Source organism: Pseudomonas fluorescens Q2-87, from assembly GCF_000281895.1.
Taxonomy (GTDB): Bacteria; Pseudomonadota; Gammaproteobacteria; order Pseudomonadales; family Pseudomonadaceae; genus Aquipseudomonas; species Aquipseudomonas fluorescens_S.
On record NZ_CM001558.1, the window covers coordinates 2646572 to 2661315 of the forward strand.

General features: G+C 62.0%; 6 protein-coding genes. 4 read left to right on the top strand and 2 right to left on the bottom strand.

Annotated features, from left to right (window positions below; all coding sequences use genetic code 11):
* Nucleotides 1-75 precede the first annotated feature (75 nt).
* The gene (locus tag PFLQ2_RS30985) at nt 76-5688 is read right to left on the bottom strand and encodes a putative Ig domain-containing protein (protein WP_033045985.1); all 5613 of its coding nucleotides are present in this window, start codon (nt 5686-5688) and stop codon (nt 76-78) included.
* Between the two features lie 383 nt (nt 5689-6071).
* On the opposite strand from PFLQ2_RS30985, the gene PFLQ2_RS15790 reads away from it, so the two are divergent.
* From PFLQ2_RS15790 to hemN, 3 genes are all read left to right on the top strand, one after another.
* Nucleotides 6072-6515 (top strand): CopD family copper resistance protein, encoded by a 444-nt coding sequence (locus PFLQ2_RS15790; protein ID WP_003181084.1) that lies wholly within the window; start codon nt 6072-6074, stop codon nt 6513-6515.
* A gap of 95 nt (nt 6516-6610) precedes the next feature.
* The gene (locus PFLQ2_RS15785; protein WP_003181086.1) at nt 6611-7984 is read left to right on the top strand and encodes a coproporphyrinogen III oxidase; all 1374 of its coding nucleotides are present in this window, start codon (nt 6611-6613) and stop codon (nt 7982-7984) included.
* Nucleotides 7981-9369 carry an oxygen-independent coproporphyrinogen III oxidase gene (hemN, locus tag PFLQ2_RS15780; protein WP_003181088.1) on the top strand — a complete coding sequence of 463 codons (1389 nt, stop codon included), beginning with the start codon at nt 7981-7983 and terminating at the stop codon, nt 9367-9369. Before PFLQ2_RS15785 ends, hemN begins: the two co-directional genes overlap by 4 nt.
* Nucleotides 9370-9590: 221 nt before the next feature.
* On the opposite strand, the gene PFLQ2_RS15775 is transcribed toward hemN, so the two are convergent.
* Nucleotides 9591-12248: an excinuclease ABC subunit UvrA gene (locus PFLQ2_RS15775; RefSeq protein WP_003181090.1), complete on the bottom strand. Its 2658-nt coding sequence runs from the start codon at nt 12246-12248 to the stop codon at nt 9591-9593.
* 316 nt (nt 12249-12564) lie between these two features.
* Between PFLQ2_RS15775 and nosR the strand changes: the two genes are divergently transcribed.
* Nucleotides 12565-14730 (top strand): transcriptional regulator NosR, encoded by a 2166-nt coding sequence (nosR, locus tag PFLQ2_RS15770; RefSeq protein WP_003181092.1) that lies wholly within the window; start codon nt 12565-12567, stop codon nt 14728-14730.
* Nucleotides 14731-14744 lie beyond the last annotated feature (14 nt).

Genomic DNA, 14744 nt, shown 5'->3' on the forward strand with positions numbered 1-14744 from the left:
TGCTCGCGAAGACGGCGGATCAGCTTGCATCCATCTTGGATGGGCTGCCGTCATCGCGAGCAAACTCGCATCGTTTCAGGCGGTAAAGTCGCTGGCGTGCAGCTCCTTGACGCCGACCAGTTCGAACTCGAACTCGGGGGTGGCGTCGGCGTTGGTACTGCCGGAGAGGATGCCGTCGGCGAAACGCAGTTGGCCGGTGGCGTTGGTGGGGTCGAAGGCGGCGCTGCCGATGAACGTGAAGGCATCCAGCGTCGCGGTCTGTGGGTTGGCGTCCAGGCCGGTGAGATCCAGATGATCACCCTCGGTGCTCTTGAAACCGTTGATCACATCGCGCAAGGCACCCACGCCCATCTCCGACAACGCCCCGAACACGTAGGTGTCCGCGCCGGTGCCGCCGGTGAGGTTATCGGTGCCGGCGCCACCGATCAGCCGGTCATCGCCCGAACCGCCCACCAGCGTATCGTTGCCCGCGCCGCCGTTGAGGATATTCCCCGCGCTGTTGCCCGACAGTGTGTCGGCATAGGCGCTGCCGGTCAGGTTCTCGATGAATTTCAAGGTGTCGAGCCCGGAGCCCACGGTGTTTTGCTGCGCTGACGTGGAAAGGTTGACGGTAACGCCCGAGAGGGCGCGTTCAAACGACGCCGTGTCGTTGCCGTCGCGCCCGTCCAGCACGTTGTTGCCGGCGCCGGCGAACAGCGTGTTGTCCAGGGCGTTGCCGGTGCCATTGGCGGCGCCGGCGCTATCGATATACAGATTCTCAACGTTGCTGCCCAAGGTATAGGCCGCCAGACTGCTGTGCACACTATCGATTCCGCCTGGCGTGGCGTTGCTGTTGGTCTCGATCACGTTGTCGTCGACGTTGTCGACATAGTAGGTGTCGTTGCCATCGCCGCCGCTCATGCTGTCGGCCCCGGCGGCACCGTCGATCACGTTATGGGCGGCGTTGCCGGTGATGAAGTTGCGCCGTTCATTACCGGTGCCGTCGATGTCCGACACGCCGGTAAGCACCAGGTTCTCGAGGTTGGCCCCCAGCGTCCAACTGACCGAGGCCTGCACCGTATCAATCTGCGAGGCCGAGGTGTTGGTTTCCACCACGCTGTCGAAGGCATTATCGACCACATAGATATCGTTGCCATCGCCACCCGTGAGGGTATCGGCGCCCAAGTCGCCATCCAGCGTGTCATTGCCGGCGCTGCCCACCAGGGTATCGTCCTGATCGGTGCCGGAAATGTGCCCACCTTGGTTCTGGGCGTTATCGAAAATGTCCTGCACGCTGTTGTTATCGTTGGGATTGCCCTGGAAGCCCAAGTCTCCGGCAATGTAATCGGCCAGGCGCTGGCCGACGATTTCCGCCGACTCCTCGTGTAGATGCCAGACGTCATCGGGGTACACCAGTGGATCGACTTCATAGCGCAAGGGCAGGTCGGTGTAGTCCACCGCCAGCTTGACGTCGGCGCGCTCGGCGGCGATGGCTTCCTGGACGGCGCGGACGTAACCGACGCCGTCGACGATGGACGCGATTTTGTCTTCCGAATAACCCCGGGCACGGGCCGCATCCTGCTCGTAGTGACCAGTCTCCATCAGGTACACGCTGAAGTTGCCGAACTGAGCGTGCAGGTAATCGAACACTTTCAAGGTCGCGGCTTTATAGGCTGCAGCCGCTGCGGCCTTGTCGGTCGAGCGGGCGATTTCCTGGGCGGCTTCTTCGCCCTGGCCCCAGATGATGCCCATGGTCACGTTGTCGATCGATTGCAGTTCGGTGAGCTGATCGCGCAGCAACGTCACGGCCCGCAACAGCGCAGGCCCGGGTTGGTTGGTGTCGGTCAGCCACCAGCACAGCTTGAGCTCCTCGGCGCCCAGGGTCGACAGGCCATTGACCGTGCTGCCGCCCACGGCGATATCGATGCCGTTGCCATCGGCATCGGTGAACTGGCTGCGCACGTCATAGGTGGTGTAGCGGTCCAGGTCCTTGACCAGCATCGAGGTGCCGGATTGATCGTCGTCCTCGGTCATGCGCAGCAGGCGCGCGTTGGATTGGCCGAGGGTCGGCAGGTAGAGGATGTCTTGTTGGGCGCGTTCGCCGAAGACAAAGTCGCTGGCAGTCAGCGTATTGAGGTAGTTGCCGTTGAGGGCGATCTCAAAGCGATTGCCATCGGCGTCGGCTTCGGCGGACTTGATGTAGGTCTTGTCGCCAGCCGCGTTCAACGTCATGTACAGCGTGCCGTTGCTGCCATCGCCAAGACCGATGAAGCCCAGGCTCGAAACGTCGATCTTGTCGACCCCGACGGTGAAGTCATAGAGCGTGTCGGTGGCCGTGACGCCGCCGGTGTCGTAGTCGCGGTAGCTATCGAGCATGTTGGTGTAGCGGAACGTGTCGGCGCCGTCGCCGCCGTATAGCGAGTCGCGGCCTGCACCACCGTCGACTATGTCCGCACCGGCGCCGGCCTTGATGGTGTCATTGCCTGCGAGGCCGAGAATCAGGTCGGAACCCGCCGTGCCATTGAGGGTTTCGCCATTGCTGGTTCCGGTGATGGTGTTGGCGGGTGCGTCGGCCACCGCCAAGGCGAAGCTGTCGCTGACCGACGCACCGGACGGGTCGGTGGCCTTGACCAGCACGTTGTAGTTACCCGAAGCGGTGCTGGTGGGCGTACCGGTGAAGGTCAGGTTGGTAGCATTGAAATGCAGCCAGGCGGGCAGGGCGCTGCCATCGGCCAGGGTCGCGGTGTAGCTCAGTACATCCTGGTTGGCGTCGGTGAAGCTGTCATGGGTCACGGTGTAGCTGAACGGCGTGCTTTCGGTAGCATTCTGGTCGAGGAGCGGGATCGTCACCACCGGTGCCACGTTGCTGGGTGTGTTCTGGTCGGCGAAGACAAAATGATTGGCCGTCAGGCTGTTCACCAGATTGCCTGCCAGAGACACCTCGAAGCGGTTGCCATTGGCGTCGACGGTGAGGTCCTTGAGGTAGGTGCGATTGCTCGTGGCGCTGTAGGTCACTTGCAGCGTGCCGTTCAAACCGTTGCCCAGGCCGGTGTAGCCAAGGGCCGAGACATCGATTTTGTCCGCCGCCACATCGAAATCGAGAATCTGGTCACTGACGCTGGTGGAGCCGGTGCGGTAGCTGTCGAGTTTCGAGGTGTAGCGGAACACATCGGCCCCGGCCCCACCGGTGAGTTTGTCCACGCCGGTGCCGCCCACCAGGATGTCATTGCCCGCGCCGCCGTTGAGGGTGTCGTTGCCGGCACCGCCGAACAGCTGCTCGTTGGCCGCCGTGCCGGTCAAGGTGTCGTTGTTCGGCGTGCCATTGATGATGACGGATGTGGGGACGTCTTGTACGGCGAGGGTGAAGGCGTCGCTGACGGTGGCGTTGCTTCCATCGGTCGCCGTGACTTGGATGGAATAAGTGCCCGACGCCGTGTCGGGTGGCGTGCCGCTGAAGGTGCGGGTCGCGGCATTGAACGTCAGCCAGCTGGGCAGGGCGCTGCCGTCGGCCAACTTGGCGGTGTAGCTGAGGCTGTCGTTATCCGGATCGGTGAAGCTGGTGGCGGGCACCACGTAGCTGAACGGGGTGTTTTCGGTCGCGTTCTGATCCAGTAGCGGCGTCGCCAAAACGGGCGCCTGGTTGGTTGGCGAGGACGTGGCGAAGACGAAGTTGGCGCTGGTCAGCGTATTGAGGTAGTTGCCGTCCAATGCCACTTCGAAGCGGTTGCCATTGGCGTCGGCGTCCAGGGACTTGATGTAAGTCTTGGTGCCGGCGCTGTTGAGTACCAGGTACACGGTGTTGTTCTTGCCGTCTCCCAGCCCGGTGAAACCCAGGGCGGACAGATCGATCTTGTCGGCGCTGACGTTGAAGTCGGTGATCAGGTCGCCCAGGTTGGCGCCGCCGGTGTTGTAGTTGCGGTAGCTGTCCAGGCGATTGGAGAACACGAACGTGTCCGCACCGGCGCCACCGGTGAGGGTGTCCATCCCGGCGCCGCCGTCGAGCTTGTCGTCGCCCGCGCCGCCACTGAGACTGTCATTGCCCGCCAGGCCGAGCAATGTGTCGGCGGCGTCACTGCCCAGTAGCGAGTCGCTGCCAGGGGTGCCGGTGATGACCCGGTTGAAAATGAAGTTGCTGGCAGTCAGGGTACTGGCCAGGTTGCCCGAGAGAATCAGCTCGAAGCGATTGCCACTGGCGTCGGCATCGTAGTCCTTGATGTAGGTGCGGTTGTTGCTGGCGCTGTAGCTGATCTGCAGGGTGCCGCCCCGGCCGTTGCCCAACCCGGTGAAGCCCAGGCCCGCGAGGTCGATCTTGTCCTGGGTGACATCGAAATCGGTGATGGTGTCGTCGAAGCTTGCGCTGGCGTTGCGGTAGCTGTCCGACTGGGCGACGAAACGGAACGTGTCCGCACCCGTGCCGCCGGTGAGCTTGTCGACGCCGGCCCCGCCCACCAGGATGTCGCTGCCGGCCGCGCCATTGATGGTGTCGTTGCCCGCGCCGCCGTAGAAGATCTCACTGGCGGCGCTGCCCAGCAGGGTGTCGTTGCCGGCCGTACCTTGTACGGTGGTCATCGGCACCGTGGCGCTGACGTAGCTGCCATCGCCGTAGACCAGGGTCGCGCCCTTACTGGTGTGGCTGATGGTATTGGCGATGATGGCGTTGCGATCGGTGCCGTCCTCATTGCGCTCGGCCACACCGTAGGTCGACAGGTTGCTGCCGCTGATGATGTTGCCCTGGATGATGTTATCGCTGCCGTTGAAATACTTGCCGGACACGCCCAGGGTGTCATCGTAGGACTGGATGATGATCTCCGGTACCGGGCTGCCCAGGGAGTTGTTGTTGAGGGTGTTATCGATGATCTCGACGTGGTTGCTGCCGTAGATACGAACACCGGCGCTGGCGTTGTCATGGATATCGACGCCGCTGACGGTCACGTCGCTGGAGAGCTTGACCAGTACACCCTCGGCACCGTTGCCATAGACCTCGCCACCGGTGATGGTGATGTTGCTCGGAGAGGGGATGTTCTCGCTGCCGCGCTGCACGACGATGCCATTGCCGCCGTTGTTGTAGGCCACATTATTGGTGAGCGTGAAGTCATGGGTGCTGGTCACGACGTTGAAGCCGTGGCGGTCGTTGTCGTAGGCGACATTGTTTTCAAAGGTGCTGTCGCTGAGGAAGTCGGCGACGAAGCCGTCCAGGCCGTTGCCGTGGGACACGCTGTTCTTGATGACCATGTTGACGGTCTGCTCGTGGGGGTCGAAACCGTACCCGGAGCAATCCTTGATCTCGACGCTGTCGAGGGTGACGTTGGAGTCGTAGCCTTCTTCACCAGGGATATAGCCGTTGAACCAGCCGTCGATCTTGCCCGTGGTGTGGTCGCGGTTGCCGTCGATGGTGAGGTTGCTGACCCCGAAATCGTGGGTCTCCTCGCCATAGGCCGAGCGGATGACACCGGTGATCTTGGTGTCGGAGCCGTCAGCCACCTTCACGGTGGTTTCACCCATGCCGTCGCCATACAGGTAGACATTGCTCTTGAGCATCAGGCAACCGTCGGAGGGTTCCTCGCCTCCCGAAACGATGTACGTCCCAGTCGGCATATAGACCTGCCCACCCCCCGCGGCTGCCGCCGCATCGATCGCACTTTGTATCGCCGCCGTGTCGTCAGTAACGCCATCTCCTTTGGCGCCAAAATCTTGAACATTAAAAATCATGAGCTTATCTCCGTATCAGGCTTAAAACCTCGGTAGATGCCAATATTCCATCGGCGGCCACCGTGTTATGACCCAGCGGAGCGAAAAAGTTGTGACCGCGTATCGGCAAAGTGTCAAAAAAACGGACTTAACTGATCAGCGGTTGTGAGGTGTTTCAAAAAAGTAACGTTCTATTGACGGTTGGCGAGCCCTGTGGGAGCGAGCTTGCTCGCGAAGACGTCGGCACATTCAACGCGGATGTAACAGACCTGCGGACATCGCGGGCAAGCTCGCTCCCACAGGGGGCCTGCGTTTTCCTTGATTGGCATCAACCCCAGGTCGGGCCGCAGGCGCTAACCTCGGAACAACCGCCGTCCCGCAGAAGAGGGCGGCCGAGGAGCGCCATGATTTATCCGCTGTTTCTGACGTTGCACCTGTTCGCCGCGCTGGCCTTCATCGGCACGGTTTTCTTCGAGGTGCTGTTTCTCGAAAGCATCCGCAAACAACTGCCCGCCAAGGTCATGGTGCTGCTGGAACAGGGCATCAGCCGGCGTGCCCGACAACTGATGCCCTGGATATTGCTGGCGTTGTTCGGTGCCGGTGGTGGCATGGTCTGGCTGCGGTACTGGCCGGCGTTGATGTCGCCGCTGCAATCATCCTTCGGCCTGTTGTTGAGTCTCAAGATCGTGCTGGCGGTCAGTGTGCTGGGGCATTTTCTCTGGGCCATGTGGCTGTTCAAAAGCGCGCGCATGAATGCTCGCTACGTCCACATCATCCATACCAGCGTCTTCCTGCACATGGTGGCGATCGTGCTGCTGGCCAAGGGCATGTTTTATATCACCTGGTAGCCCCGGCGGCGTGGCGTCGAGGCGCTTGATACAAGTCAAGGTGACCTGGCGGGTTACAGCGGACACTGTCGCTGCGCAGCCACTCGGAGATTGTCATGTTCGACCTGTTCCAAACCCTCGGCGAGCGACCTTCGGGTCGCGTCCCGGTGCTGGGTGATTTCGATTGTCCGGTCGGTACACGGAAATTCCACAGCGGCATCGGTTCGCTCGATTTGCTTCGAGGGTTGCGCAGCAGCCGTCAGAAGCAACGGCCGCTTTCCCTGGCCGTGCACCTGCCGTCGCAATTGCGGCTGGCATCGTGTTCGCCCCTTGCCAGCGATTGTCGGTGCGGCGAGATCGAGGGTTACCTGCAACGCCTGACCTATGAAATGGGCCTGGTCGGTTGTCACCTGGGCGCAGGCCGGTATGTCGAGCAGTTTTGCCTGACCGGTGGCACGCCGGTGATTGCCCATTTGCAGAAGCTGATGGGGAACCTGCGCAAGCGCTTCGATTTCTGCAAATACGACGGCGGCGACTACAGCATCGAGGTGGATCTGCATCATACCGACTGGTCGACCATGGGTTTGATTCGCGACCAGGGCTTTACCCACGTCAGCATCGGCGTTCCGGATATCGGTGCCGACAGCGACCTGCCGGTGGATTGTTATCAAAATCCGGCCCCGATCCATTCCCTGATCGATGCGGCGCGCACGTTCGGTTTCCGCTCGATCAACATTGACCTGGGTTACGGCCACGCCTGGCAGACGCCGAACAGCTTCGCCCTGAAACTGGCAACGCTGATCGAGCTGGAGCCGGACCGGCTGCACATTTTTGACTATGCCCATGCGCCGTACCGTTATCGCTCGAAAAATGCCGGGGCGGCCGGCGCGTTTTGCAGCCCGGCGGACAAAGACGCCATGCGCAGGATCTGCTGCGAACAGCTGATCGGGGCCGGTTATCACTACATCGGCCTGGGCCAGTTCGTCAGGGCTGACGATGACCTGGCAGTGGCCCAGGAACACGGACGCCTGCATCGCAACTGCCAGGGTTTTACCCGCCATGGTTGCTGTGACCATGTGGGGTTCGGGTTGTCGGCGGTCACTCAAATCGAACACCTGTACGTGCAGAACACCGACGACCTGCTTGAGTATTGCCAGCAGCTGGACGCTGGGCAGTTGCCGGTCTGGCGCGGTTGGCGCTGTGAGGCGCAGGACCAGGTCAAGGCCTGCGTGGTCGAGCAGCTTGCCTGTGACCTGGAACTGGATATCGCGGCCATCGAGGCGCGTTTCGGCTTGGTGTTCCGGGACTATTTCGCACCTCTCTGGCCGGTGCTGGAGGCCTTGCACGACGAGGGGTTGATCGAGCTCTCGAACCGTTTCATCGGCGTCCTGCCCGCCGGGCGGTTGAACGTGGATGCGATCTGCAATCTGTTCGACCAAGGCCCGGATGACGCAAGCCCCTATCCTTTTGAAAAGTTGAACCGCTCATGAATGCTGCCTCCGGTTTCAATCGTGCCCTGGTGGAGAAATACGACCGTCCCGGGCCGCGCTACACGTCTTATCCCACGGCTCCGCAGTTCCATCAGGCGTTTGCCATGGACGAATATCGCCACGCAGCCCAGCGCAGCAACTTGGCACCGGTGCCGAAACCGTTGTCGGTGTACATCCATATCCCGTTCTGCCAGAGCCTGTGCTACTACTGCGCGTGCCATAAAATCATTACTCGCAAAAGCCATCGCGCCACCGAATACCTGGCGTACCTCAAGCGCGAAATCGCTTTACAAGCGGCGCTGTTCGACCGCTCGCGCAAACTGACCCAACTGCACCTGGGCGGCGGCACGCCGACTTACCTGACCCATGAACAGTTGGCCGACCTGATGGTCTGTCTGCACCAATCGTTCGACATGGACGACAGCGAAGAGCATGAGTTTTCCATCGAGGTCGACCCTCGGACCATCGATGCGCAACAGATCCAAGGTCTACGTCAGCTGGGGTTCAATCGCTTGAGTTTTGGCGTCCAGGATTTCGATGCCCGGGTGCAGGCGGCCGTCAATCGAGTGCAGAGCGAAGCCCAGGTCGTCGAGTTGGTGGAAGCGGCGCGCCAGGCGAATTTCAAGTCGGTGAGCGTCGATTTGATCTATGGCCTGCCGTTGCAGACCATCGCCAGTTTTGACGTGACCCTGGACAAGATCATCGCCTTGCGGCCCGACCGCATCGCCACCTACAGCTACGCGCACCTGCCGCAGCGGGTGCGGGCGCAACGGATGATCCGGCCCGAAGACATGCCGCCGCCGGAGCGCAAGCTGGAACTGCTCGAACTGACCATCAACCGCCTGACCGAGGCCGGCTACGTTTACATCGGCATGGACCATTTCGCCTTGCCCGACGACGAACTGGTGCGCGCGCGCGCCCAAGGCACGCTGCAACGCAATTTCCAAGGGTATTCCACCCATGCCGATTGCGACCTGATTGGCCTGGGCGTGTCCTCGATCGGCAAGGTCGGCGACAGTTACAACCAGAACGTCAAGGAAATCTCCCAGTATTACGCGCGTCTGGATCAAGGCTTGCTGCCGGTGCAGCGCGGCTATCGGCTGAGCGACGACGATCGGCTGCGGCGCGAAGTCATCAGTGAACTGATGTGCCATGGAAGAGTGGAATTTGGCCAGATCGACTCGGCCCATGGCATTCGTTTTACCGAGTACTTTGCCGATGCACTGAGCCAGCTCCAGGAGCAGGTGCGCGACGGACTGCTTGAAATTCACGATGACGCGTTGGTATTGCTACCCCAAGGCCAATTGATGATGCGCAGCGTGGCCATGACCTTCGATGCCTACCTGGAGGCGGATCGGACGGTCCAGTATTCGCGCACGGTTTGATTTCAACGAATGAATCGCCATACCCGTGGCGAGGGAGCTTGCTCCCGCTGGGCTGCGCAGCAGCCCCTCAGTTCAGTCGCTGCGGTGCGTCAGGTTGATCGAGTGCGGGTTTTGGGGGGCGCTTCGCACCCCAGCGGGAGCAAGCTCCCTCGCCACGGGTTGTGTGGGCGGTTAGTTTTTTTCGCCGCTTGCTCCCGCTGGGGTGCGAAGCGCCCCCGACCTTATTGGCCAGGCAGCAATGCCCTCGCCAGAAACCCTGCCGTCCGGCTGTCCGGGCATTCGGCCACGTCGGCCGGCGCACCGCACGCCACGACGCTTCCGCCTTGGGAGCCCGCGCCAGGGCCAATGTCGATGACCCAGTCGCTTTGGGCCACTACCCGCATGTCGTGCTCCACGACCACCACGGTGTGGCCTTCATCGACCAGTCGATTGAGTTGCACCAGCAGGCGATCCACGTCCTGGGGATGCAGCCCGTTGGTGGGTTCATCCAGAACGTACAGTGTTGCCCCGCGGGCCTTGCGCTGCAGTTCGGTCGCCAGCTTGATCCGCTGCGCCTCGCCGCCGGACAGTTCGGTGGCCGGCTGGCCGAGACGCAGGTAACCCAGCCCGATATCCTGCAGCACTTGTAATGCGCGCCTGGCCGGGGCTTGCTCGGCAAATACCTCGAGCGCCTGGTTCACGGTCAGTTGCAATACCTGGGAAATGTCCAGGCCCTGCCAGCGAACTTCCAAGGTCTGCGGGTTGTAGCGCGCGCCGTGGCAGGTGGGGCAGGGAGCGTACACGCTGGGCATGAACAACAATTCAACACTGACAAAGCCTTCTCCTTCGCAGGTCTCGCAGCGGCCCTTGGAGACGTTGAAGGAAAACCTCCCGGCGTCGAAGCCCAAGTCCCGGGCCTGTCCCGTCGCGGCGAACAACTTGCGCACGTGATCGAACAAGCCGGTGTAGGTGGCGAGGTTGGAACGCGGCGTGCGGCCGATGGGTTTCTGGTCCACCTGCACCAGTCGCTTGACCGCGTCGAGCCCGGCGCTGATGCGACCGCCGCTGATTTGCGCAGGTTCGTCTTCCAGGCTCTGCTCGTCGGCTTCGCTATCAGAGGTGGCCTGACCCAGATGGGTGCCGACCAGATCCAGCAGGGCCTGGCTGACCAGGCTGGATTTTCCTGAGCCGGAAATGCCGGTCACAGCGGTGAAGCAACCCAAGGGGAAGGCCGCGCTCAGGTTATCGAGGTTGTTGCGAGTGATGCCTTCCAGGCGCAGCCAATCCTTGGGTGCCCGTGGGCTGCGAGCGGTGGCGTGTTGCTCGCCGAATAGGTAGCCGCGGGTCCGTGATTCGGGCACGTGTCCCAGGCCTGCCGGTGGACCGCTGTAGAGGATTTTCCCGCCTTGTTCGCCGGCGTCCGGACCCACGTCGACGAGCCAGTCGGCGCGGCGCATCGTATCCAGGTCATGTTCGACCACAAATACCGAGTTGCCCGCTTCCTTGAGACGTTGCAAGGCGCCAAACAGCGCTTCGCTGTCGGCCGGGTGCAGGCCGGCGGAGGGTTCGTCCAGCACATAAATCACTCCGAACAACTGGGAATTGAGCTGCGTCGCCAGGCGCAGGCGTTGCAGTTCGCCGGACGAGAGTGTCGGCGTGCTGCGCTCCAGGGCGAGGTAACCGAGGCCCAGGTCGATGAGGGTGACGATCCGTTCCAGCAGTTCGGCGGCGATGCGTTGCGCGGCCAGGCGTTTTTCCAGGGAAAGGTTGGGGGTGTGGCGCGCGTCGGGCCCTCCGGCATGAGGATTGTCGCCCCGAGCAGCGCGTTGGTCCCGGGCCAGGCGGGTTTGCTGGTGCGTCAGGACCTGCCCTGGTTCTTCGGCTTGTTCGAGGTAGGCGGGCGCCAGGACACTTCGGAGCACCTCGGCCAATTCCAGCAGGGGCAGTTGCGACAGCTCGGCGATGTCCAGGCCGGCGAAGGTCACCGTCAGTGCCTCGCGCTTGAGGCGCTTGCCTTCGCACAGCGGACAGGGACTGGCCCGCATGTACTGGGCGACGCGCTTGCGCATCTGCGCGCTTTGCGAATGCATGAATGTGTGCAACAGATAACGCCGGGCGCCGCTGAACGTACCCTGGTAACTGGGCTCGAGCTTGCGCTTGAGGGCGGCGCGGGTCTGGGCCGGGGTGAGCCCGGCGTATACCGGGACGGTGGGCGTTTCTTCGGTGAACAGTATCCAGTCGCGCTGTTTTTTCGGCAGGTCGCGCCAAGGGATGTCGACGTCATAGCCCAGGGTCACGAGGATGTCCCGCAGGTTCTGGCCTTGCCAGGCCATGGGCCAAGCGGCCACGGCCCGTTCGCGAATGGTCAAGGAGGGATCCGGCACCATCGACGCTTCGGTCACTTCGTAGACGCGCCCCAGGCCATGGCATTGCTGGCAGGCACCTTGGGGCGTGTTGGGCGAGAAGTCCTCGGCGTAGAGCATCGGCTGGTCGGCCGGATAACTACCCGCACGGGAATAGAGCATACGGATCAGGCTCGACAAGGTGGTGACGCTGCCCACCGAGGAGCGTGCGCTGGGTGTGCCGCGCTGTTGTTGCAAGGCCACCGCCGGCGGCAAGCCCTCGATGCTGTCGACATCCGGCACGCCCACCTGGTCGATCAGGCGCCGCGCATAAGGCGCGACGGATTCGAAGTAGCGACGCTGGGCTTCGGCGTAGAGCGTGGAGAAAGCCAGCGATGATTTGCCCGACCCCGACACGCCGGTAAACACCACCAGGGCATCGCGAGGGATGTCCACGTCGACATTCTTGAGGTTGTGTTCGCGAGCACCACGTACCCGGACGAAGCCGGTGCCTTGCGGCGAGTCAACGGTTGAAGCAGGAGCGGAGCGTGGGGGCATCGGGCATTCCTTGTGGACGTTGGTGCAACGCATCGGGGCGTTATGGCGATGGGAAAGTGGACTGGAACACAGCGCTGATCATTATGCGACCGGGTTGAACCGTTGGGGTGCGATAAAAATTTGCTCCGGGCGCAAGAGGTGACAAAGCGCTGCAGGTTTCCCCTCGCCACAAGAAGCAGTTCAGCTGGACTGCTCACTGACCACCGGGTCCTGGATCGCCGGGTTTAGTTTTTCCAAGTTGATTTCAATCAAGGGCCGGGCAGGGGGGCGGGTCTTACCATGATCGCCAAGATCCTGTCCTTAAGCCCTGGCGTCCATGACCCCTCACTTTGTGATGTTCCCCTCCCGCTTTTGGCTTCACGGGCTGTTCGTTTTCCTGCTGTTGTTCGCGGGCCATGCCCAGGCCAAGGACTACGGTGAAATCCAGCAGCAACGCATTCACCATGTCTTGGACCAGACCGACTCGATTTCCGCGCCCGAAGGACAGTTCAAGGTTCGCAAGCTGTCCGCTGCCGGCAAGCTCCTGGGCTATGTGTTTCAAAGCCTGGACGTGGTGGACATTCCCGCGTATTCAGGCAAGCCGATCAATGTCCAGGTGATCCTTGATCCGGCCGGTGTCATCCTCGACGCCTACGTGCTGGAACACCACGAACCGATTCTGCTGATCGGCATCGCCGAAGAAAAACTTCACGCGTTCAGCGCCCGCTACAGCGGCATCAAGGTCAATCAACGGGTCGTGGTGGGGCATTCCAGCGACCCGAACGCGGTGACGGTGGATGCGATTGCCGGTGCCACCGTGACGGCGATGGTGGTCAATGAGGTCATCATGCGCGCCGCCCATGATGTGGCGGTGTCCCTGGCCCTGGTCAAGGGCGATGCGGGATTGGCGGTGGCGCCGGCCCGGGTGCGGCAAGACATTTACCAACCCGCCGACTGGAAGACCCTGACCGGTAATGGCGCCATACGCCGCCTGCACCTGACCCGCGGCCAGGTCGACGCGTCCTTCAAGGGGACGGAGGCTGAGCAGGTTGAACTCGCCAGCGCCGAGCAGGCCGACGATACGTTCATCGACCTGTACCTCACTCACCTGAACCCGCCCACCATTGGCCGCAACCTGCTGGGCGAAGCGCAGTACCGCAGTCTGATGAACACGCTCAAACCCGGCGAGCAAGCCATCGCTGTCATGGGCAGCGGGCGTTACTCCTTCAAGGGCTCGGGCTACGTGCGCGGCGGCATTTTCGACCGGGTGCTGTTGCGCCAGTTTGGCGACGTGATCAGCTTTCGCGACATGGATTTCCAGCGTCTGGATGACGTAGCCGTCGAGGACATGCCTGAATTCGACGAAATGGCGATTTTCATTGTCCGTGCCGTCCACCGCTTCGATCCCGGCTCGCCCTGGAGCCTGGAACTGCTGATACGTCGGCAGACCGGGCCGGTCAGTGGGATCTTCAGCAGTTTCGAACTGGCTTATCAACTGCCCGAGCCTTACCTGGAACGGCCATTGCCCACGCCCGAGCAACTGGCGGCGGCCGAAGAAGCCAGCCGGCCGATGTGGCTGACGCTCTGGTATCAGAAAAGCCTGGAAATCACGGTGCTCGGCGTGGCGTTGCTGGTGCTGACGGCAATCCTGTTTTTCCAGGATTCGCTGGCCCGGCGGCCGAGGTTGTTGCATTGGTTGCGTCGGGGCTACTTGGTATTCACCGTGGTGTTCCTTGGTGGCTACGGGCTGGCGCAGTTGTCGGTGGTCAACGTGCTGACCTTCGTCCACGCCTTGTTCGAAGGTTTTCGCTGGGAACTGTTCCTCACCGATCCGCTGATCTTCATCCTCTGGGTGTTCACCGCCGCCAGCATCCTTCTGTGGGGACGCGGGGTGTTCTGCGGCTGGCTGTGTCCGTTCGGCGCGTTGCAGGAACTGATCAACGAACTGGCGCGCAAGCTCAAGGTGCCTCAATACGAATTGCCGTTCGCCGTGCATGAGCGGCTGTGGGCGATCAAATACATCATTTTGCTTGCCCTGTTCGGCATCTCGCTGGAGTCGATGGCCACCGCCGAACGGCTGGCCGAAGTTGAGCCGTTCAAGACCGCCATTACCCTGCGGTTCGACCGCCAGTGGTGGTTCGTCGCCTATGCGGCGGGCCTGCTGCTGATCAACGTGTTTACGCGAAAAGTCTATTGCCGCTACGTCTGCCCGTTGGGCGCGGCCCTGGCGATGCCTACCCGCCTGCGGTTGTTCGACTGGCTCAAGCGCCGCAAGGAGTGTGGCGACCCCTGCCAGTTGTGCGCCAAGGAATGCGAGATCCAGGCGATTCATCCCGACGGCCGCATCAACGCCAACGAATGCCACTACTGCCTCGACTGCCAGATGACCTGGCACAACGAAAACAAATGCCCGCCGCTGATCAACAAGCGCAAGAAACGCGGCAAGGCGAGCAACACCGATTCGCAGTTGATCCCCGTGGTGCAGGTGAGTTCGACGCCATGAGGCTCGCCAATGGC

What these genes read in the sequence shown, in the direction of transcription:
- PFLQ2_RS15790 (WP_003181084.1), top strand. Translation starts at nt 6,072, where the DNA reads ATGATTTATCCGCTGTTTCTGACGTTGCACCTGTTCGCCGCGCTGGCC.
- PFLQ2_RS30985 (WP_033045985.1), bottom strand. Translation starts at nt 5,688, where the DNA reads ATGATTTTTAATGTTCAAGATTTTGGCGCCAAAGGAGATGGCGTTACT.
- PFLQ2_RS15785 (WP_003181086.1), top strand. Translation starts at nt 6,611, where the DNA reads ATGTTCGACCTGTTCCAAACCCTCGGCGAGCGACCTTCGGGTCGCGTC.
- nosR (WP_003181092.1), top strand. Translation starts at nt 12,565, where the DNA reads ATGACCCCTCACTTTGTGATGTTCCCCTCCCGCTTTTGGCTTCACGGG.
- PFLQ2_RS15775 (WP_003181090.1), bottom strand. Translation starts at nt 12,248, where the DNA reads ATGCCCCCACGCTCCGCTCCTGCTTCAACCGTTGACTCGCCGCAAGGC.
- hemN (WP_003181088.1), top strand. Translation starts at nt 7,981, where the DNA reads ATGAATGCTGCCTCCGGTTTCAATCGTGCCCTGGTGGAGAAATACGAC.